The sequence below is a fragment of the Maritalea porphyrae genome, assembly GCF_027213965.1.
GTDB classification, from domain to species: Bacteria; Pseudomonadota; Alphaproteobacteria; order Rhizobiales; family Devosiaceae; genus Maritalea; species Maritalea porphyrae_A.
The window spans coordinates 553,237-572,885 of sequence record NZ_JAPWGX010000002.1 but is presented as its reverse complement, the minus strand read 5'-3'; the positions used below and the strand labels follow the sequence as shown (position 1 = coordinate 572,885).

The following is a 19,649-nucleotide window of genomic DNA, read 5'->3' as shown; positions in this document are numbered from 1 at the left end:
CGTGTCCATCCCCCGCCCACGACAGCCGGACCAAGTAGATCAACATGTTGGCCAACAGGTGCGCTTAAGACGCAAAGCCTGTGCCATGTCGATGAAAAAACTCGCCCAAGCGCTTGGGATTACCTATCAACAGGTCCAAAAATACGAAACAGGCGCCAACCGCATTCCAGCGTCGCGTTTGGCCATGATTGCGGAACTGCTTGGCGGATCGCCTGGCGATTTCTATGCCGAATCGGCAGGTCAGGGATTTGGCGAAAGTGCGCAGTCATCTTTTTCCTCCCTCTCATCGCAAGAGCAAAGGTTGCTCAGTGCCTTTGATGCCATCCCCACCTCAGTGGCCAAAAACGCGCTGCTGGATATTGCGGATCAAATGGCTGCCCCCCATTTGCGCGAAAAAGCTAGGTGAATTCCATTTGATATAACGAATTCTTTATATCCATGTTGCAATTATGCAGGTCAAAGAATATCTCTAGGGTCAAACTTCTGCGCGAACCGCGTAGTTCAAGCCCTGAATGAAAGGCTTTGCTTGTGGCAAATTCGTCATATCTTTTTACTTCTGAATCTGTGTCAGAGGGTCATCCAGACAAAATCTGCGATCGTATTTCGGACGCTGTGCTTGATGCATTTCTAACTGCGGATCCTTATTCACGCGTTGCTGTTGAAACATTGGCCACAACCAACAAAGTTGTGTTGGCGGGCGAAGTGCGCGGCCCAGACTCAATTGACAAAGCGGCCATGGAAGCTATTGCCCGCGAATGCATCAAAAATATTGGCTATGAACAAGAAGGCTTCCATTGGGAAACCTGCGATGTTGATGTTTATGTACATGAGCAATCAGCAGAGATCGCTCAAGGTGTTGATGCCTCTGCCAGTAAAGATGAAGGGGCAGGCGATCAGGGCATCATGTTTGGTTTTGCGACCGATGAAACCCCAGAACTAATGCCAGCGCCCATTCAATATGCCCATAAAATCTTGCGCACCATGGCCACCGCACGCCACGCCGGCGAAGTGCCACAATTGGCGCCAGACGCCAAAAGCCAAGTGACATTGAAATATGAAGATGGCAAACCAGTTGGCACCACCTCTGTTGTTGTTTCAACCCAGCACATGGAGGGCGTCAGCCAACAAGAAGTGCGTGAAATAGTGCGCCCCTTCGTTATTAACGCGCTGCCAGATGGCTGGATGTGCGAAGAAGACGATTTTTACGTCAACCCAACTGGTGCCTTTGTCATTGGTGGACCTGATGGAGATGCGGGACTTACGGGCCGCAAAATCATTGTGGACACATATGGCGGTGCAGCCCCCCACGGTGGCGGCGCTTTTTCCGGTAAAGACCCCACAAAAGTTGACCGCTCTGCGGCCTATGCTGCGCGCTATTTGGCGAAAAATGTTGTCGCGGCGGGCTTGGCCAAAAAATGCGTGATCCAGCTTTCTTATGCAATTGGGGTGTCCAAACCCTTGTCGATCTTTGTCGATACATTCGGCACCGGTTCTGTAAACGAAGACAAATTGGGTCAAGTGCTCAACAAAGTGATGGACCTGTCCCCCCGTGGCATCCGTGAAGCTTTGCAGTTGAACAAACCAATTTATGAACGCACAGCGGCCTACGGTCATTTTGGACGTAACCCCACAAATGATGGTGGTTTTTCTTGGGAGCGTACCAATTTGGGCGAAGCAATCCGGTCGGAATTGACTTAATTTATGGCGCCCGCTTCTACCTCGCATTTGCGCAAAAAAGAATATGGCCTAGAGGCTGAACGAAAGGCCTTTTTTGGCCGCCGTTCAGCCCATAAGCTCCATCCGACCCAGCAAAAACTGGCCGATCAATTGCTGCCCAAGGTCAAGCTTGAATTGGGTGAAGGGCCCTTGCCGCTTACTCAAGTGTTTGAGCAGCCTGCGCCCCGCAATTTCATTGAAATCGGCTATGGCGGCGGTGAACACCTTGCCCGGCAAGCGCGCGAGAATAGAGACGCAAACTATATAGGTTGCGAACCGTTTATCGGCGGCATCGGCAAAATGTTGGCGGCGATTGATGATGATCAGCTCAAAAACGTCAAGCTTTTCACAGACGATGCTTTGCATCTTTTGAAGGCGTTGCCACAAGCCTCGTTTGATGGTGCCTATTTGCTCTATCCCGACCCTTGGCCCAAAAAACGTCACCACAAACGCCGCTTTATCAATTCGGTGACCCTAAGCGCCTTGGCCCGTATTTTAAAGCCGGGTGCAGAATTTCGCGTGGCAACAGACATTGAAGATTATGCAACTTGGGCCCTTGGCCAAGTGTTGCGCCATGATGAATTTAGCTGGCCCCAAGCGGAAGCAAGTTCTTGGCATCAACCCTGGGCCGGTTGGCAATCAACCCGCTATGAAGAAAAAGCCCGCAAAGAGGGGCGAGACATTTCGTTTTATTTCAGCTTTATCCGCAGATAAGGTTCAACGAGCAGGCTGAAAATCAAGCGCTGTAACTTTGGCTTTGAAGAACGCGAAATAGTCGGGCGTCCCAAAATGGTTGCCCGCTTCAACATCACTCACAATCGTGATCCCATCATAAGTTGCATAAGCATGGGCAATGCCCCCGAACGGCTGCAGTTTAAAAGTTTGCTCGGGGTTCGCGTTGCTCCATCTGGGGATCAAGAACTCGATGGGTGCGCCACGCGTATCAATTTTGATATCGACAATTTGGTCAAAGCCCAAAGCGTTCACTTTCGCGCGGATTTCATCATCCCCAAGCTCTTCCCATTCAACACCAAATTGAGGCAATAGGGAAACAGGCGACCAGGCTGCCATTTCAACCACCATACGCCCAACGCCAGAGCGCAAATAGTCCTCATCCCCACCAGCGCGCGCAACGGGGAGGACACCCAGCAACCAAAATTTTGTCCAGCTTTGCTCATCCCACACCATGTCGCTGCCATTCATCGACATGGGTGTGTCATAAGTCTTTAGCGCCCAGGTGAAACCAGTTGGGGCCGCGTTATACTGCGTAGCGGTAAAAGGATAATAGCTATGCTCATTAGCGTCCCCCAATCCAAATTCGCCCACCATTTCAATCCGATTGATGGATCTAAGTTGAGCATCGGGCGCAATCATAAAATTGAAGTAGCGCTGCACAGGTGCAGGCAGATGCGCCACCATCAAAGGGTCATATGCGCCACGTGCTGGGTCGATCTCATTCCAGATGCGCCAATTGACCGTTTCAAGGTTTCTCTCATCGCTAAAGTTGAGCCACAGAGCAAACATACCAAAGGCCATTGCTGAAATGCTCAAAAACAAAAGAATAGACAAAATGACTGTCTTTAACATGGCGGCGCTTCCCCAGTTTTGCTGCAGCATAAGACGATACCTTGCACCAAATATCGTTGATGGAAGTCAACTGACGACAAAGAGCTGCCACAAATAGCCCAAACCGCTTGCAAATAGTGGATATTGGCAGTATATAACGTGCAAAATCTCAAATCGAATATGAGAGTGGGTGCCAGCAGGCCCCGCTCTTTTTTAATACCAAATGGGTCCAATGCACGTCGAACTAGACTTAAATGAGCAACGATATTGCCGCGAAGCTGGCCAGGAACAACGCGTTTCAGCGATCCTTGAGCCGGTAGCTCTTGATATGGGATATCGCCTTGTGCGTGTTCGCCTAACCCAAGACAATGGCTGCACGTTGCAGATCATGGCCGAAGATGCCCATGGTGACTTCAACATCACCGATTGTGAGAAGTTTTCAAAAGAGATTTCACCAATTCTTGATGTAGAAGATCCGATCAGCCGCGAATATCACCTAGAGGTTTCTTCTCCTGGTATTGATCGCCCGCTTGTGCGCCTCTCCGATTTTGAACAATGGGTCGGCCATGAAGCAAAGATTGAGATCCAAAATATGGTCAATGGCCGCCGGCGCTATCGCGGCACCATTGAAGGTGTTGAGGGATCTGAAGTTTTGGTGCGGTTGCCCGATATTCCAGAAGGTCAAGAAGACCTGTACCGCATTGAAATCGAAAATTTGGCAGACGCCAAATTGGTGATGACAGATAAGTTGCTCGATGAAGCCCGCGCGCGCCAAGAGCTGGCGAACCCATTGAGCGACCCAGAAATTGAAACTGAAATTGATCAGACCCAAGAGTCTGGCGAGAATGATGGGGACGCTTAAAAGGCGTCCCAAGTTCCCTATCAAGGAGAATGAGACATGGCTGTCAGTGCAAATAGGCTCGAACTATTGCAAATCGCGGATGCTGTAGCGCGCGAGAAGTCAATTGATCGCATGATCGTCATCGAAGCGATGCAGGACGCTATTCAAAAAGCGGCCCGCTCACGCTATGGCGCTGAAACTGAAATTCGGGCTGAAATTAATCCCTCAACCGGCGAATTGCGCATGTGGCGCTTGCTCGAAGTTGTTGAAGAGGTTGAAGAATATAGCCGCCAGATTTCGCTGGAAGAAGCGAAGCTGCGCAACGCAGACGCTAAGCTGAGCGATTTCATTACCGAACCTTTGCCCCCAATTGAATTTGGTCGCATTGCTGCGCAATCTGCGAAACAAGTTATCGTGCAAAAAGTGCGTGATGCTGAGCGCGAGCGCATGTATGATGAGTTCAAGGATCGCCTTGGTGAAGTCATCAACGGTACAGTTAAACGTGTTGAATATGGCAATGTGATTGTCGATCTTGGTCGGGGCGAAGCCATTATTCGTCGCGACGAATTGATCCCACGTGAAACATTCCGCTATGGCGATCGGGTTCGGGCATACATTCATGATGTGCGCCAAGAACAACGTGGCCCACAGATTTTCTTGTCACGTACGCACCCACAATTTATGGCCAAATTGTTCATGCAAGAAGTGCCAGAGATTTATGACGGCGTCATCAATATCCGCTCGATCGCTCGTGATCCAGGTAGCCGCGCGAAAATCGCTGTGGTGTCTAATGATTCTTCGATCGATCCAGTTGGTGCTTGTGTGGGTATGCGCGGTTCGCGCGTGCAAGCCGTTGTAAACGAGTTGCAAGGCGAAAAAATCGACATTATTCCTTGGACCGAAACTTTGCCTGATCTTGTGGTATCAGCTTTGCAGCCCGCCGAGGTGGTCAAAGTTGTGCTTGATGAGCAAGCAGAGCGCATTGAGGTTGTTGTGCCAGACGAGCAATTGTCTTTGGCCATTGGCCGTCGTGGCCAAAATGTCCGCCTCGCATCGCAATTGATTGGTTGGGATATTGATATCCTTACCGAGCAAGAAGAATCCGAGCGTCGTCAAAAAGAATTCGTTGAACGCACAGAACTGTTCATGAACGCGATGAATGTTGACGAGATGGTTGCCCAATTGCTCGCATCCGAAGGCTTCTCTTCCCTTGAAGAAGTTGCCTATGTTGAGCCAATTGAAATTGCTTCAATCGAAGGGTTTGACGAAACGACAGCTGCTGAAATTCAAGCCCGTGCGGCTGAATATCTTGAGCAAGCTGAGCGTGAGCGCGATGAAGAGCGCAAAAAACTCGGCGTTGAAGATGAGCTTTATGAGATCCCAGGCATTACAGGGGCCATGTTGGTCGCTTTGGGCAAAGAAGAAATTAAGAACATCGAAGATTTCGCTGGTTGCGCCGCAGACGATCTAGTGGGCTGGACCGAGAAAAAAGACGGTGAAGTCAAACGCTTTGAAGGCACATTTAGTGAATTCCCAGTGAGCCGTGAAGAAGCGGAAGAAATGATCATGAGTGCTCGCCTGAAAGCGGGTTGGGTCACGCTTGATGATTTGTCCGATGAAGAAGGCGAAGAAGAAGCACTAGATGGTGCTAACGAAACAATTGCTGAAGAAGCTGTTGAAGATGAAGCAGAGGCGGTTGCCGTTTCTCAAGATCCAACTTCACCCGCTGAATAAGCAAGAACTTAAAGGTGCAACAAAGGCTCAATGGCAGCAAATAAGCAAATTGCGACACGTGAATGTTGCGTGACGAAGGCAATTTTGCCAAAAACCGAGCTCATTCGGTTCGTTGTTGGGCCTGATGACCAAATTTTTCCAGATGTGACTGGAAAAGCAGGCGGTCGAGGCGTATGGGTAACCGCAACAGCTCAAGCTGTTGCGGATGCACAGAGCAAAAAAGCATTTGCCCGGGGTCTGAAGATGCCGGTCAAATTGCCAGACGATCTGGCGGGTTTGACCCAAAAGCACTTGGAAAACCAGCTGATCGGTGCTTTGCAATTGGCCCGCAAAGGCGGGTTCTTTGTAATGGGTTCTGCAAAAGTTCGCAGTGCCTTGGAATCAGATAAGGCACGCGCGCTGATAACAGCGAGCGATGCAAGCGACGATGGTCGACGCAAAATGTTGCAATTGGTACGGGTTTTAGAACTCGAAGACACCTTGCCGCATATCGACCTACTAGGTGGCGAACAATTGAGTTTGGCATTTGGCGGTAAAAATGTGATACATGCAGCGCTGGTAGGCGGCGCGGCAGCAAATTCGGCCATTGAGCGGTACAAAAGGCTTGTACGCTATGTGGCGAAAACTAATGGATGAGTGGCGAATATATGAGTGACAACGATAAAAGATCAGATGCAACACCAGGTGATGGGGACAAAAAGACCCTTTCGCTAAAGGGCGGACCTGCAGGTGGCGGGCGTCCAGGTGGCGGTCGGTCTTCTCGGACCGTCGTGGTTGAAAAACGCAGCCGCACTTTCACAGCACCTTCTTCAGGTGCTGCGCCTCGTCCAAAGGCAAGTGAAGGTGGCACTGCTGGTCGTCCAACAGGTCAGCGCCAACAACCGCGCCGGCAAGATGGCAACCGCAACAATCGCCCTGGACAGGGTGGGCGTCGTCAAGAACCAGCAAATACTGGCCTAACCAATTCAGAATCTGAAAAGCGCGAACGTGCTTTGCGGGCAGCTGCTGCACGCGCAGACGAAGAACGTCGCGCTCAAGTTGAAGCAGAACAGCGCCGTATTGACGAAGCTGCGCAACGCAAAGCAGATCGCGAGGCCGCAGAGCGGGCAGAAGCTGCAGAAGCCGCGCGTTTGGAAGCTGAACGTCTTGAACGTCAGCGCGAAGAAGCTGAAGCGGCAAAAGCAAAAACTGCAAAACCAGCTAAAGCCAAAACAAAACCAGCGCCAAAAGCTGATCCAGTGGCTGCAGAGCCGCCAGCGCCGCCAACTGAACGTGCGATTTCTAAAAATCCTGATCAGCTTGCGCGCAAAAAACCGTTGGTGCGCGAAGATGAGTTGGAGCGCGCCAAGCGGGCTGCAAAACCTCAACCAAGCAAAAAAGCGACCACCGATGATCGCCGTCAAACACGTCTAACCGTTACAACGGCGACCCGTGGTGATAGTGAACGCGATCGCGGTCACTCTTTGGCAGCCATGAAGCGTCGTCGTGCCAAACAACGTGGCAAAGGCCCGCAGACTCCTAAAGAAAAAATCTCACGTGAAGTGACCATTCCAGAGGCAATTACCGTACAGGAATTGTCAATTCGGATGGCAGAACGTGCGGTTGACGTGATCAAGTTCATGATGAGCCAAGACCAAATGGTCACCATCAACGATGTGCTTGACGCAGATACAGCCGAGTTGATTGCGACAGAGTTGGGCCACACCGTCAAACGTGTTGCCGAAGCTGATGTTGAAACGGGCGTGTTTGACGACGAAGCCGCTCGCAATCCAGAAGATTTGGCACCACGGGCACCAGTTGTGACGATCATGGGTCACGTTGACCACGGCAAAACATCATTGCTTGATGCGATCCGCGAAGCCAATGTGGTTTCTGGTGAAGCCGGGGGTATCACCCAGCATATTGGTGCTTACCAAGTTGAGCGTGATGGCCACAATATCACCTTCTTGGACACACCAGGCCACGAAGCTTTTACTGCCATGCGCGCACGGGGGGCTCAAGCCACCGATATTGCGATTTTGGTGGTAGCAGCAGACGATGGCGTGATGCCGCAAACCATTGAATCGATCAAACACGCTAAAGCGGCCGGTGTGCCGATTATCGTTGCGATCAACAAAATGGATAAGCATGAAGCTGATCCAAGCCGTGTGCGCAACGAATTGCTTCAACATGAAGTGTTTGTTGAAACCATGGGCGGCGATATTTTGGACGTTGAAGTGTCTGCGATGAAAAAGCAGAACCTTGAAGGCATCCTTGATGCGATCGTCTTGCAGTCGGAAATCTTGGAACTCAAAGCCAATCCAAAAGGCCGAGCTCAAGGTATTGTGATTGAAGCCAAACTCGACAAAGGTCGCGGTGCGGTAGCAACTGTTTTGGTTCAAAACGGCGAATTGGCCGTTGGCGATATTGTGGTTGCGGGTTCACAGTGGGCTAAAGTTCGTGCCTTGATCAACGATAAGGGCGAGCAAGTGAAAACAGCCGGTCCTTCAATTCCGGTTGAAGTGCTTGGATTTGCTGGCGTGCCAGAAGCGGGCGACTTGATTGGTGTTGTGGAACATGAAGCAAGAGCGCGTGAGATTACCGAATATCGTCAACGCGCAAAACGTGAAAAATCTGCTGGTGGTGGTGTAACATCGCTCGAGCAGATGATGAACCAGCTCAAAACTGAAGACTTGGCCAAGATCCCATTGGTGATCAAAGGCGACGTACAAGGTTCTGTTGAAGCCATTATCGGCGCATTGGAAAAACTGGGCACTGACGAAGTGTCGGCTCAGGTCTTGATCGGTGGCGTAGGTGGTATCACTGAGAGTGATGTGACCTTGGCAGCTGCTTCAAACGCTGTTGTGTTTGGTTTCAACACCCGCGCAAACAAGCAAGCCCGTGAAGCAGCGGCGCGCGAAGGCGTCGAAATCCGCTATTACAACATTATCTACGATCTCGTGGACGATGTGAAAGCGGCCATGTCTGGTCTATTGGCCCCAGAGGTACGCGAAACATTCCTGGGCAATGCGAAAATTTTGGAAGTGTTCAACATTACCAAAGTTGGTCGTGTGGCAGGTTGTCAGGTTACTGACGGCATGGTGGAACGTGGCGCAGGCGTCCGTTTGATCCGTGACGATGTGGTGATCCATGAAGGCAAGCTTTCAACGCTTAAACGCTTCAAGGACGAAGTTAAAGACGTGCATTCTGGTCAAGAATGCGGCATGGCGTTCGAAAAATACGAAGACATGCGCGCAGGCGATGTTATCGAATGTTATCGCGTCGAAGAGATCGAGCGCACGCTCTAATCTTAGACCGCATTTCAAATTTTTCTCATGGCGCCTTCTGGCGCCATGTTTGTTTTGGGCGTAAGTTCTTAAAACGTCACCATCAAGTAAAGCCAATCCAATGGACCCAACCCTTTATTTTGCTTTCATCCTTGCTGTTATCATTTTGGTCCTTACGCCGGGTCCCTCGGTCCTTCTGGGCGTGTCGCACTCGTTAGGATACGGATGGCGTCGTGTGTTATTCACAGCGCTTGGCGACGTGTGCGCCAATGTCATTCAAATGGCGCTTGCCGCAACGGGTCTTGGGTTGATCTTGGCCACATCGGCAACCGCGTTTTCGGCCCTTAAAATCATTGGCATTCTCTATTTGGTCTGGTTGGGCATCAAAACCATTCGGTCCAAAACAACCTTTCAAACGGGTGCGGTCAAGCATTTGCCACGCAAATCGAATTGGTGGCACATGCGCCAAGGCTTTGTGGTGGCCATCACCAGCCCAAAGGCCATAGCATTTTTCGCCGCATTCTTCCCCCAATTCATCGACCCCAGCCAGCCCTTGTTGCCCCAGTTTATCTTGATGGCGACAAGTTTTGTCATACTTGATTATTCCACCGTAGTGGCTTATGCATTCATCGCTCAGCGCGCGGGCTCTAGTTTGGCCAAACGCGGCGCGGCACATTGGATCAACAAAATATCTGGCACAACGCTTTTGGTGGGCGCGGCCCTTTTGGCCACGATCAACAAATCAGCGGCAAGCCACTAAAAGGCAAAAAACATGAGCGGCGGAAAACTTCCTTCACAAAGACAATTGCGCGTAGGCGAAGTGGTACGTCATGCCCTGTCGGCATTTTTGTCGCGCGATGAAATATTGGACCCGGATTTGGATGGTGCATTCATCACGGTGCCCGAGGTGCGTATGGCGCCTGATCTCAAAATTGCCAAGGTCTATATTATGCCTTTAGGGGGGCAAAAAGTGGACGTAGTGGTTGAAGCACTCAACCGCAACCAAAAGTTCATTCGCGGACAGGTCGTTGCAAATCTCAATCTAAAACACGCGCCCGAGTTTCGTTTCTTTGCGGATGAAACGTTTGATGAAGCGGGCCGGATTGAGAAACTCTTGCGTTCAGACCATGTGGCGCAAGATCTGCAGCCCCGTGATGATCAGAACGATCCTGAAGACATTTAAGCGATCAAAAGCAAATCAATGACTCAAATTAAACGCCAAAAACGCGCCGTTTCCGGCTGGCTTATTCTCAATAAGCCCTATGATGTGACCTCCACCCAGGCGGTGGGGAAAATCAAATGGCTTTATAGCGCCAAAAAGGGCGGCCACGCTGGCACTCTTGATCCGCTGGCAACCGGTATTTTACCCGTCGCTTTGGGCGAAGCCACCAAAACGGTGCCATTTGTGCAAGATGGGGTCAAAATATATGAGTTTGACCTTAAGTGGGGCTCAACCACCACCACCGACGATCTTGAGGGCGAAGTGACCGCAACATCTGAGGTGCGTCCGAGTCAGTCAGAACTAGAAGCCATTTTGCCCGCCTTTACCGGAGTCATCACCCAAGTGCCGCCCGCCTTCTCTGCGATCAAGATCAATGGCGAACGTGCCTATGATTTGGCACGCGCAGGCGAAAAAGTGGACATGCCGTCCCGTGAAGTTGAAATTGAAGCCTTTGAACTGCTGGCGCATAGTGATCAGATTTCAACTTTTCGCGTTACTTGCCAAAAGGGCACCTATGTTCGTGCATTAGCGCGCGATATTGCCGAGCAACTGGGTTCAAAAGGCCATGTGTCGCGTTTGCACAGGGCGGCGGTTGGCCCATTCACGGATCAAGATGCGGTAACGATTGAACAAATTGAAGCATTGGAATTGGCCGAGCGTGATCAGCAATTGCGCCCGCTCAATGAAGCCGTGAGCCATTTGCCAGAAGTGGTGCTGGACGAACGCCAAGCCCAACTGGTGCGCATGGGAAATCCAGCGCTTTTGATTGGCCGCAACGCGCCTATCGCCTTGGATGAGGCATATGCCACCCACAAAGGGGCAATGGTTGCGATGGGATATGTTGAAAAAGGCCAATTCAAGCCCTCCCGTGTGATTGTTGCGGGCTGAAGTGCTGCACAAACCTACCTCTTTTCATATGTCCTATTTTGCTGTATAAGCCAGCGCAACCGCCCTTATGGTCTAACCGATGGGCGGCCAATTCGGGCCAGCGCTGGACGACATCTTGGCGCATGGCGGCTTTTACTCCTTTAGTTTGTAAGAAGGGAATTTACGATGTCGATTACTGCTGAGCGCAAAGAAGAGCTTATCAAAGAATATGCAACCAAAGAAGGTGACACAGGTTCACCAGAAGTTCAGGTTGCGATCCTTTCAGAGCGTATTTCAAACCTCACCGAACACTTTAAAGACCATAAGAAAGACAACCACTCACGTCGTGGTCTTTTGAAAATGGTTAGCTTGCGTCGTCGTTTGCTGGATTATACCCGCAATAAAGACGAAGCACGTTACAAGTCGCTCATCGAGCGTCTAGGCTTGCGCCGCTAGGCACAACCAAATTGGCGCGGTGGTCTGTGGCCGCCGCGCCTTTTTACAATCTGGCCGAACGGCCAAGCGGGCGGGATCGTCGGTCGCTTTTGATATGAACGTATCTTCAAAAGCGCCTTGCCATCCAGCTCTCTTCTCCGTTCAGCACACAAATGAACGACGCCTTGTCGATTTCGAAAATGTGGCCATGAGGGACACATCCGCCAAGGCATTTTAGGATAAAAAATATGTTTGATCACCATAAGGTGGAACTAAACTGGGGCGGCCAACCGCTGACCCTTGAAACAGGCAAAATGGCACGTCAGGCAGACGGTGCTGTTCTAGCAACCCTTGGCGAAACCGTTGTTTTGGCAACTGTTGTTTCAGCCAAATCTGCAAAACCGGGCGTCGACTTCTTCCCGATGACGGTAAACTACCAAGAAAAATTCTACGCCGCGGGCAAAATCCCGGGTGGCTACTTCAAACGTGAAGGCCGTCCTACAGAAGCGGAAACATTGATCTGTCGCTTGATCGACCGTCCAATCCGCCCCTTGTTCCCAGCAGGCTATAAGCACGAAACACAAATCGTTGTAACCGTACTTCAGTATGACCTTGAGAACCGTCCAGACGTCCTTGGCTTGGTCGCCGCTTCAGCAGCACTTACCATTTCGGGCATTCCATTCATGGGCCCAATTGGTGCGGCACGCGTTGGTTATATCGATGGCGAGTACGTTCTAAACTTTGCACCAGAGCAAGAAACAGATTCAAAATTGGATCTGGTTATGGCTGGCACGCAAGACGCTGTTTTGATGGTTGAATCAGAAGCCAGCGAATTGAGCGAAGATCAGATGCTTGGCGCGGTTATGTATGGCCACGAGCAATCACAAAAAGTGATCGACGCCATCATCAAGCTTGCAGAATTGGCGGCTAAAGAGCCACGTGAATTCGAAGCAGAAGACAATTCAGCGCTAGAAGCAGACATGCTTAAATTGGTTGAAGACGACATTCGTGCCGCTTACCAAATCACAGAAAAGCAAGAGCGTTACGTTGCACTTGATGCGGCCAAAGCCAAAGTCAAAGCACATTATGCGCCGGCTGAAGGTGAAGCCCCAGCTTATAAAGACGAAACAATTGGCGCGGTGTTTAAATCACTTCAAGCCCAAGTTGTTCGCCTGAGCGTTTTGGACACAGGCAAGCGTATTGATGGTCGTGACCTTTCAACAGTACGCCCTATCGTTGCTGAAGCTGGCATTTTGCCACGTACGCACGGTTCCGCCGTGTTTACCCGTGGTGAAACACAGGCCTTGGTTGTTGCAACGCTAGGTACAGGCGACGACGAGCAGTTCGTTGACAGCCTTGATGGCACGTTCAAAAACAACTTCATGCTGCACTATAACTTCCCTCCATACTCAGTAGGTGAAGCGGGTCGCATGGGCGGCACAAGCCGTCGCGAAACTGGCCACGGCAAATTGGCATGGCGCGCGATTAACCCAGTGCGTCCAAGTGTTGAAGAATTCCCCTATACTATTCGTATTGTTTCTGAGATCACAGAATCCAACGGTTCGTCTTCAATGGCGTCTGTTTGTGGTGCATCTTTGGCGCTTATGGATGCGGGTGTTCCAATGCCTCGTCCGGTCTCTGGTATTGCCATGGGCTTGATCATGGAAGGCGATCGTTTCGCTGTGCTTTCAGACATCTTGGGTGACGAAGATCACCTTGGCGATATGGACTTTAAAGTGGCGGGTACTTCTGATGGTATCACATCGTTGCAAATGGACATCAAAATCGCTGGCATCACCGAAGACATTATGAAAACCGCTTTGGCACAAGCCAAAGAAGGTCGTCATCACATCTTGGGTGAAATGTCTAAAGCTCTTGATGGCGCACGTGATGAAGTTGGTGAGTTTGCACCACGCATCGAAACCATGAAGATCCCAACCGACAAAATCCGTGAAGTGATCGGCACCGGCGGTAAAGTGATCCGTGAGATCGTTGAAAAAACCGGCGCTAAAGTGAACATCGAAGACGATGGCACCATCAAAATCGCTTCAAGCGATGGCAAAGCCATCGACGCAGCGGTTAAATGGATTAAGTCGATCACAGATGAGCCAGAAGTTGGCGAAATTTACCAAGGTACCGTTGTTAAATGCGTTGATTTTGGCGCATTTGTGAACTTCTTCGGTCCACGTGATGGCCTAGTGCACATTTCACAACTTGCCGATAAGCGCGTTGAAAAAACAACTGACGTGATCAAAGAAGGCGAAAAAGTTTACGTGAAACTTATGGGCTTTGATGACCGCGGCAAAGTGCGTTTGTCCATGAAAGTTGTAAACCAGGAAACTGGTGAAGAAATCAAAGAAGGCGAAGACGCAGAATAATCTGTTCTAACCTTTGTTGAATAAAGAAGCCCGGCCTGAGAAATCTGTGCCGGGCTTTTTGTTTTCTTCCCTTTTGGTTGATCCCGGATCAAGTCCCACTTGCAACGGTTTTTACATGGATACCTACAACCGGCGGGGGTGCCGGGGTCGGGAGCGCAGCGACCAACGGCGGCGCGAAAAAAGAGCCGGGGGTGCCGGGGTCGGGAGCGCAGCGACCAACGGCGGCGCGAAAAAAGAGCCGGGGGTGCCGGGCCAACCTGCGCGGCGTGAGCGCCAAAAGAAGCTGAGCGCAGCGACCAACGGCGGCGCGAAAAGAGCCCCTAACCAAGCCGATCCGGCAACACCCGATGCGGCGGCTGATGGCCATCTAAGAACGCGCGCATATTAACAATAACGGTTTCACCCATCTCAATACGCCCCTCAAGGGTCGCCGACCCCATATGGGCCGTCAAAACAATTTTGTCTTGCCGGGCGAGGTCTAAAAGGGCGGGGTTGATCACTTTATGATGTTCAAACACATCAAGCGCCGCACCAGATATCTCGCCCAATTGCACCGCTTCGATTAATGCCTTTTCGTCGATCAAATTCGGCCGCGCAAGATTGACCAAATAGGCGTCGTCTTTCATCAGCGCCAACCGTTCTTTATTGATGATATTGCGGGTTTTTTCAGTTGAAGGTGTGTGCAGCGTGACAATGTCTACGGCGCTAAGCATTTCATCAAGATTGTCCCAATAGTGTGCATCCAACTCTTCTTCCACCACCCCAGGTTTGCGGGATCGGCCAAAATAGTGGATCTCCAACCCAAAGGCGCGGGCGCGCCGGGCAACTGCCATGCCAATGCGGCCAAGCCCTACTATGCCGAGCCGTTTACCAGCGAGGCGACGCCCCAACATCCAATTGGGCGACCAGCCCGGCCACGTGCCGTCTTTCAATAAGGTTTGTGAGCCTTCGATCAAGCGTCTAGGCACCGCCAATATCAACGCCATGGCCATATCTGCTGTGTCGTCTGTTAGAACGCTGGGGGTGTTGGTCACGGTGATGCCACGCGCGGATGCGGCGTTCACATCCACATTGTCCACCCCATTGCCAAATTGGGCGATCATGCGCACATTTTTGCCCAGCGCCCCAATCACCTCGGCATTGAGTTGATCGGTGATGGTGGAAACCAAAATATCGCAATCCTGAGATTGTGCGATTAGTTCTTCACTGGTTTGGGGGCGATCTTCGCCAATAAAGTGCGTATCAAACAAAGCCGCCATGCGCTCTTCAATCAGCGCGGGCAACCGTCGGGTCACAAAAATTTTGGCAGTTGATCCTGTCATTCAAACCTCATATTGGCTATAATCCGGTTCAGCATTAGCTGCACAGTCTTAGCTATACCTTAAGGTGTATTTGGCTAATTGTTATGTGAATTCTTTGCCACTGAAAAGAGCTTCTCCCCGAATGTCAAAAATCAAAACCACACGCCAATCCCTTGCTCGGCATATCATTGTCTTGTTCTTAGCGCTTAGCACCGCGCTGTTGGCGGGTCAGCCGGTGGTTTTGGCGCAATCGGTTGGCGCATCGGGTTTGCCTTTACCCCGTTTTGCTTCGCTTGGCTCGTCCAAGATCAATGTGCGTGTGGGCCCCGGGCAAAAATATGAAGTGGCTTGGATTTTTGTGCAGAACGGCCTCCCCATCGAAATTGTTCAAGAATTTGATGCTTGGCGCAAGGTGCGTGATTCGGAGGGTGCTGAAGGTTGGATCCATAAAACCCTATTGTCGGGCCGTCGCACAGCATTGGTGACCCCCTGGCTTGATGCAGCTGTTTCGGGCACCCCAATTTATGCCCGCGCTGATGCCACCGCACCCCGCCGCGCCATTTTGCAGCCAAAAGTTTTGGTGAGCGTAGACAATTGCGCGGACAATTGGTGCAAAATCAGCGGGCGCTATAAGCCTGACGCATCAACGGACAAAAGCGACAATTTCTCCGGCTGGATCAATCAGGTCGCTTTGTGGGGCGTTTATAAAGATGAAAAGGTGAAATAGCCGCTGGCAATTTAGCCTGCGCTTTTTACCCGTACCACCACATCCACATGGGTGATCTTCATGCCTTTGGGCGCCTCAGGCAAACCACTGATTTCAATGTCATTGGTCGGGATATCGACCACCCGGTCTTCATCCTCAATAAAGAAGTGATGGTGATCCGAAGTGTTGGTATCAAAATAGGTGCGGGCCGCATCAACTGTGACTTCGCGCAATAGGCCTGCATCTTTGAATTGGCGCAAGGTGTTGTAAACGGTGGCCAAAGACACGGTGACCCCGTCCGAACCTGCTTCTGCATGCAAGGCCTCCGCGCTGACGTGCCGGTGTCCACCACCATAAAGCAAATCCGCCAGAGCCAAACGTTGCCGTGTTGGGCGCAAACCCGCCATCCGCAAAACAGCGGTCAAACATGGTCCGCGTGAGCCATGTGTATATCTTTGATTGCCAATGTGTGCAGTCATCAGTTCTTTTTCGCGTCTATTTGATCTCTAGTTGCGAATTATAGTCAATTTCAGCACATCAAACAACTGACCATTTGTCACGTGGTGAACGTGTGAACTGTTTCGTTCAACTATTGTTGAATTGTACGTCCAATTGCTTGTGGTTTTATTGAATTCCGGCACGTTTTTCTGAAGTGGCTCAGAATCACAAAAATGGGCGAAACTAGGGCGCATTTGCTTTGCGAATGTGAACAAAAATGTTATGCACGGCCAAAAGCATGTCTGGGCCGAGCCACGATTAAATTCAAATTTGGCCGCAGCAACCAAAATAAATGAAGGAAGTTTGGCTTATGACAGAACGTGCCAACCAGTTTAGCTACGAAGAATTGATCTTGCACGGCAAGGGCGAATTGCCCGGTCAAGGCGATGCAAAATTGCCAGCCCCCCCAATGCTTATGTTCGACCGCATCACCAACATTAATGCGGATGAAGGTGAATTTGGCAAAGGCAGCGTAACCGCTGAACTGGACCTCAATCCGGATCTTTGGTTTTATAAGTGTCACTTTATCGGTGACCCTGTGATGCCAGGTTGCTTGGGCCTTGATGCTTTGTGGCAAATGATCGGCTTTTATCTGTCATGGGCCGGATCACCGGGCCGTGGCCGCGCATTGGGCGGGTCAATTAAATTTGTTGGCCAAGCCACAAACGACAAAAAGCTGCTAACATATCATGTGGACATCAAAAAACACATGAAGTCACCTTTGCCATTTGGTGTTGCAACCGGTTGGGTCAAAGCTGACGGCGAAATTATTTACAAGGCGGAAAATTTGCGTGTGGGCTTGATCGGCCTAGAAAACAAGTAGCATCGATCTGGCTGCTTTAATGCGCATGAAGAGGGTTATATGAAAAGAGTTGTCATCACAGGCATGGGGATCGTTTCCTCAATCGGCAATAACAAGCAAGAAGTGTTGCAAAGCCTGCACGACGCAAAACCGGGCATAACACGGGCTGAAAAGCACGTGGAATATGGCTTTCGTAGCCAAGTGCACGGTGAGCCGACCTTGGACCCATTTGCTATTCTTGACCGACGCACAACCCGCTTTATGGCGCGTGGCGCGGCGTGGAACTATATCGCCATGCAAGAAGCGATTGAGCAAGCGGGTCTAGAAGAAGACAATATTTCAAACCCGCGCACCGGCATCGTGATGGGGTCAGGTGGTCCATCCACTGAAACGCTGATCAATGCAGCGGATTTGACCCGCAAAAACCTCAGCCCAAAACGCATTGGCCCGCTAGCCGTGCCAAAGGCCATGTCTTCAACCGCGTCGGCCACCTTGGCCACCGCGTTTAAGATCAAAGGCGTGAACTATACGATCACATCTGCCTGCGCGACATCAAAGCACTGCATTGGTAATGCTTACGAGCAAATCCAAATGGGCAAGCAAGACATCGTTTTTGCTGGCGGTTCTGAAGATCTTGAATGGTCAATGTCCAATATGTTCGATGCGCTTGGCGCGATGACATCCAAGTACAATGACACCCCAGAGCTTGCCTCTCGCGCCTACGACAAAAACCGCGACGGCTTCATCATCGCTGGTGGCGCAGGCGTTATGGTCTTGGAAGAATATGAGCACGCCAAAGCACGCGGCGCGAACATTCTGGCTGAAATTGTTGGCTATGGCGCAACTTCTGATGGCTACGACATGGTCGCGCCTTCGGGTGAAGGTGCCGAGCGTTGCATGCGCATGGCGCTTGAAACGGTTGATCTGCCGATCGACTATATCAACCCACATGCCACCTCAACTCCGGTTGGCGACATCAAAGAAATCGAAGCGATTCGCAAAGTGTTTGGCAATGAAGATAAGTGCCCACCACTTTCAGCAACCAAATCTTTAACCGGTCACTCATTGGGCGCGGTTGGTGTGCAAGAATCGATTTATTCGGTCATGATGATGAACGAAGGCTTCTTGTGTAAATCAGCCAATATCTTCGAACTCGACCCAGAGTTTGCAGACATGCCAATCTTGCAAGAACGTCGCGATAATCAATCCATTGGCTGCGTCATGTCCAACTCGTTTGGCTTTGGTGGCACCAACGCAACTTTGGTGTTCAAACACAAAGACGCTTAGTTTCTCGGGTTCCCCAAACTAGAAACCCATTTCTGGTACCAATTGGCGGGGGTGCCGGGGAAGCGCCGAAGGCGCGACGGCGGCGAAAAAAACTTCGGGGGTGCCGGGGAAGCGCCGAAGGCGCGACGGCGGCAAGCAAACTCGGGGGTGCCGGGGAAGCGCCGAAGGCGCGACGGCGGCAAGCAAACTCGGGGGTGCCGGGGAAGCGCCGAAGGCGGCATTGAAAAATCTAAAGGGGCCTCTTGGCCCCTTTTTGTTGTTGAATCTCTTCCAAAAGGAGTAAAAATGGCTGATCCAATTTATGCCATTGGCGATATTCACGGCCAACTCGAAATGCTGCACACAACGCTTGAAAAAATCGAGCGGGATGGCGGCAAGGACGCAAAAATTGTCTTTCTGGGTGACTATGTAGATCGAGGTGAAAACTCCAAAGCCGTTGTTGAGCTTTTGATGAATGGCGTACAGTCGGGCAAAAACTGGACTTGCCTGTTGGGCAATCACGACCGCATGTTCACCATGTTTTTGGAAGACTATCCCCGCACCGACTATCGCCTAAAACCGGGATATGATTGGTTCCACAAAAATATCGGCGGCATTGAAACCATGGCGTCTTATGGCGTGCAAGTACACAGTGAAAGCCGGCTATTTCAAATTCACGAAGATGCAAAAAAGGCCGTACCACAAACACATCTGGATTTCTTGACCAACCTGCCGCTCACCCATATTCACGGCGATGTGCTGTTTGTTCATGCAGGCATTCGACCAGGTGTTGATCTGGAAAATCAACATCCCGACGATCTTGTATGGATAAGAGAAGGCTTCTTGGATCATACCGCCCCCCACCCATTGCTCGTGGTGCACGGCCACACAACCATCGATGCACCCACCCATTATGGCAACCGGATCAATTTGGATTCAGGCGCTGGCTACGGCAACCCGCTTTCAACGGCGGTGTTTGAAGGTGGAAAAAGCTGGTTGTTACATGGCACAGCACGAAAGGTTTTCGAACCACCCAAGGTGTGAAATTTGA

Annotated in this window: 19 protein-coding genes; 16 read left to right on the top strand and 3 right to left on the bottom strand. The window is 50.9% G+C overall.

Annotated features, from left to right (window positions below; translation table 11 throughout):
• Position 1: 1 nt before the first annotated feature.
• The 3 genes from O4H47_RS07465 to trmB all read left to right on the top strand — a co-directional run bounded on the left by O4H47_RS07465 (position 2) and on the right by trmB (position 2,430).
• Positions 2-406, top strand: a complete 405-nt coding sequence (locus O4H47_RS07465; protein ID WP_269393328.1) for a helix-turn-helix domain-containing protein — start codon at positions 2-4, stop codon at positions 404-406.
• A gap of 122 nt (positions 407-528) precedes the next feature.
• Positions 529-1,698, top strand: coding sequence for a methionine adenosyltransferase (gene metK, locus O4H47_RS07460; RefSeq protein ID WP_269393327.1), 1,170 nt, complete (start codon positions 529-531; stop codon positions 1,696-1,698).
• 3 nt (positions 1,699-1,701) lie between these two features.
• On the top strand, positions 1,702-2,430 hold the full coding sequence (gene trmB, locus O4H47_RS07455; RefSeq protein WP_269393326.1) for a tRNA (guanine(46)-N(7))-methyltransferase TrmB: 729 nt from the start codon (positions 1,702-1,704) through the stop codon (positions 2,428-2,430).
• A gap of 3 nt (positions 2,431-2,433) precedes the next feature.
• On the opposite strand, the gene O4H47_RS07450 is transcribed toward trmB, so the two are convergent.
• The gene (locus tag O4H47_RS07450; protein WP_269393325.1) at positions 2,434-3,303 is read right to left on the bottom strand and encodes a DUF6544 family protein; all 870 of its coding nucleotides are present in this window, start codon (positions 3,301-3,303) and stop codon (positions 2,434-2,436) included.
• 211 nt (positions 3,304-3,514) lie between these two features.
• Here O4H47_RS07450 and rimP point away from each other — a divergent pair, with 211 nt between their 5' ends.
• The 9 genes from rimP to pnp all read left to right on the top strand — a co-directional run bounded on the left by rimP (position 3,515) and on the right by pnp (position 14,025).
• Positions 3,515-4,144 carry a ribosome maturation factor RimP gene (gene rimP, locus O4H47_RS07445; RefSeq protein ID WP_269393324.1) on the top strand — a complete coding sequence of 210 codons (630 nt, stop codon included), beginning with the start codon at positions 3,515-3,517 and terminating at the stop codon, positions 4,142-4,144.
• Positions 4,145-4,180: 36 nt separating this feature from the next.
• A complete protein-coding gene (gene nusA, locus O4H47_RS07440; protein WP_269393323.1) occupies positions 4,181-5,857 on the top strand; it encodes a transcription termination factor NusA in 1,677 nt (558 codons plus the stop codon).
• 30 nt (positions 5,858-5,887) lie between these two features.
• A complete protein-coding gene (locus tag O4H47_RS07435) occupies positions 5,888-6,493 on the top strand; it encodes an RNA-binding protein (protein WP_269393322.1) in 606 nt (201 codons plus the stop codon).
• Between the two features lie 11 nt (positions 6,494-6,504).
• Entirely contained in the window at positions 6,505-9,144 is a 2,640-nt protein-coding gene (gene infB / locus O4H47_RS07430; RefSeq protein WP_269393321.1) for a translation initiation factor IF-2, read from the top strand.
• A 100-nt stretch (positions 9,145-9,244) separates the two neighbouring features.
• Complete coding sequence (locus tag O4H47_RS07425) at positions 9,245-9,883, top strand: LysE family translocator (RefSeq protein ID WP_269393320.1); 639 nt, start codon at positions 9,245-9,247, stop codon at positions 9,881-9,883.
• 12 nt (positions 9,884-9,895) lie between these two features.
• Entirely contained in the window at positions 9,896-10,306 is a 411-nt protein-coding gene (rbfA, locus tag O4H47_RS07420) for a 30S ribosome-binding factor RbfA (protein ID WP_269393319.1), read from the top strand.
• Positions 10,307-10,324: 18 nt separating this feature from the next.
• Positions 10,325-11,233, top strand: a complete 909-nt coding sequence (truB, locus tag O4H47_RS07415; protein ID WP_269393318.1) for a tRNA pseudouridine(55) synthase TruB — start codon at positions 10,325-10,327, stop codon at positions 11,231-11,233.
• Positions 11,234-11,398: 165 nt separating this feature from the next.
• Positions 11,399-11,668 carry a 30S ribosomal protein S15 gene (gene rpsO / locus O4H47_RS07410; protein WP_269393317.1) on the top strand — a complete coding sequence of 90 codons (270 nt, stop codon included), beginning with the start codon at positions 11,399-11,401 and terminating at the stop codon, positions 11,666-11,668.
• Between the two features lie 227 nt (positions 11,669-11,895).
• A complete protein-coding gene (gene pnp, locus O4H47_RS07405; protein ID WP_269393316.1) occupies positions 11,896-14,025 on the top strand; it encodes a polyribonucleotide nucleotidyltransferase in 2,130 nt (709 codons plus the stop codon).
• A gap of 320 nt (positions 14,026-14,345) precedes the next feature.
• On the opposite strand, the gene O4H47_RS07400 is transcribed toward pnp, so the two are convergent.
• A complete protein-coding gene (locus O4H47_RS07400) occupies positions 14,346-15,347 on the bottom strand; it encodes a 2-hydroxyacid dehydrogenase (protein WP_269393315.1) in 1,002 nt (333 codons plus the stop codon).
• Between the two features lie 121 nt (positions 15,348-15,468).
• On the opposite strand from O4H47_RS07400, the gene O4H47_RS07395 reads away from it, so the two are divergent.
• On the top strand, positions 15,469-16,053 hold the full coding sequence (locus tag O4H47_RS07395) for an SH3 domain-containing protein (RefSeq protein WP_269393314.1): 585 nt from the start codon (positions 15,469-15,471) through the stop codon (positions 16,051-16,053).
• An 11-nt stretch (positions 16,054-16,064) separates the two neighbouring features.
• On the opposite strand, the gene irrA is transcribed toward O4H47_RS07395, so the two are convergent.
• Positions 16,065-16,511: an iron response transcriptional regulator IrrA gene (gene irrA, locus O4H47_RS07390; protein WP_367274460.1), complete on the bottom strand. Its 447-nt coding sequence runs from the start codon at positions 16,509-16,511 to the stop codon at positions 16,065-16,067.
• Between the two features lie 329 nt (positions 16,512-16,840).
• Here irrA and fabA point away from each other — a divergent pair, with 329 nt between their 5' ends.
• The 3 genes from fabA to O4H47_RS07375 all read left to right on the top strand — a co-directional run bounded on the left by fabA (position 16,841) and on the right by O4H47_RS07375 (position 19,642).
• Entirely contained in the window at positions 16,841-17,353 is a 513-nt protein-coding gene (fabA, locus tag O4H47_RS07385; RefSeq protein ID WP_269393313.1) for a bifunctional 3-hydroxydecanoyl-ACP dehydratase/trans-2-decenoyl-ACP isomerase, read from the top strand.
• Positions 17,354-17,392: 39 nt separating this feature from the next.
• Positions 17,393-18,619 carry a beta-ketoacyl-ACP synthase I gene (fabB, locus tag O4H47_RS07380; protein WP_269393312.1) on the top strand — a complete coding sequence of 409 codons (1,227 nt, stop codon included), beginning with the start codon at positions 17,393-17,395 and terminating at the stop codon, positions 18,617-18,619.
• 285 nt (positions 18,620-18,904) lie between these two features.
• A complete protein-coding gene (locus O4H47_RS07375) occupies positions 18,905-19,642 on the top strand; it encodes a metallophosphoesterase family protein (protein WP_269393311.1) in 738 nt (245 codons plus the stop codon).
• The last annotated feature ends 7 nt before the right edge of the window (positions 19,643-19,649 follow it).

What these genes read in the sequence shown, in the direction of transcription:
- trmB (WP_269393326.1), top strand. Translation starts at nt 1,702, where the DNA reads ATGGCGCCCGCTTCTACCTCGCATTTGCGCAAAAAAGAATATGGCCTA.
- O4H47_RS07450 (WP_269393325.1), bottom strand. Translation starts at nt 3,303, where the DNA reads ATGTTAAAGACAGTCATTTTGTCTATTCTTTTGTTTTTGAGCATTTCA.
- rimP (WP_269393324.1), top strand. Translation starts at nt 3,515, where the DNA reads ATGCACGTCGAACTAGACTTAAATGAGCAACGATATTGCCGCGAAGCT.
- nusA (WP_269393323.1), top strand. Translation starts at nt 4,181, where the DNA reads ATGGCTGTCAGTGCAAATAGGCTCGAACTATTGCAAATCGCGGATGCT.
- O4H47_RS07435 (WP_269393322.1), top strand. Translation starts at nt 5,888, where the DNA reads ATGGCAGCAAATAAGCAAATTGCGACACGTGAATGTTGCGTGACGAAG.
- infB (WP_269393321.1), top strand. Translation starts at nt 6,505, where the DNA reads ATGAGTGACAACGATAAAAGATCAGATGCAACACCAGGTGATGGGGAC.
- O4H47_RS07425 (WP_269393320.1), top strand. Translation starts at nt 9,245, where the DNA reads ATGGACCCAACCCTTTATTTTGCTTTCATCCTTGCTGTTATCATTTTG.
- rbfA (WP_269393319.1), top strand. Translation starts at nt 9,896, where the DNA reads ATGAGCGGCGGAAAACTTCCTTCACAAAGACAATTGCGCGTAGGCGAA.
- truB (WP_269393318.1), top strand. Translation starts at nt 10,325, where the DNA reads ATGACTCAAATTAAACGCCAAAAACGCGCCGTTTCCGGCTGGCTTATT.
- rpsO (WP_269393317.1), top strand. Translation starts at nt 11,399, where the DNA reads ATGTCGATTACTGCTGAGCGCAAAGAAGAGCTTATCAAAGAATATGCA.
- pnp (WP_269393316.1), top strand. Translation starts at nt 11,896, where the DNA reads ATGTTTGATCACCATAAGGTGGAACTAAACTGGGGCGGCCAACCGCTG.
- O4H47_RS07400 (WP_269393315.1), bottom strand. Translation starts at nt 15,347, where the DNA reads ATGACAGGATCAACTGCCAAAATTTTTGTGACCCGACGGTTGCCCGCG.
- O4H47_RS07395 (WP_269393314.1), top strand. Translation starts at nt 15,469, where the DNA reads ATGTCAAAAATCAAAACCACACGCCAATCCCTTGCTCGGCATATCATT.
- irrA (WP_367274460.1), bottom strand. Translation starts at nt 16,511, where the DNA reads ATGACTGCACACATTGGCAATCAAAGATATACACATGGCTCACGCGGA.
- fabA (WP_269393313.1), top strand. Translation starts at nt 16,841, where the DNA reads ATGACAGAACGTGCCAACCAGTTTAGCTACGAAGAATTGATCTTGCAC.
- fabB (WP_269393312.1), top strand. Translation starts at nt 17,393, where the DNA reads ATGAAAAGAGTTGTCATCACAGGCATGGGGATCGTTTCCTCAATCGGC.
- O4H47_RS07375 (WP_269393311.1), top strand. Translation starts at nt 18,905, where the DNA reads ATGGCTGATCCAATTTATGCCATTGGCGATATTCACGGCCAACTCGAA.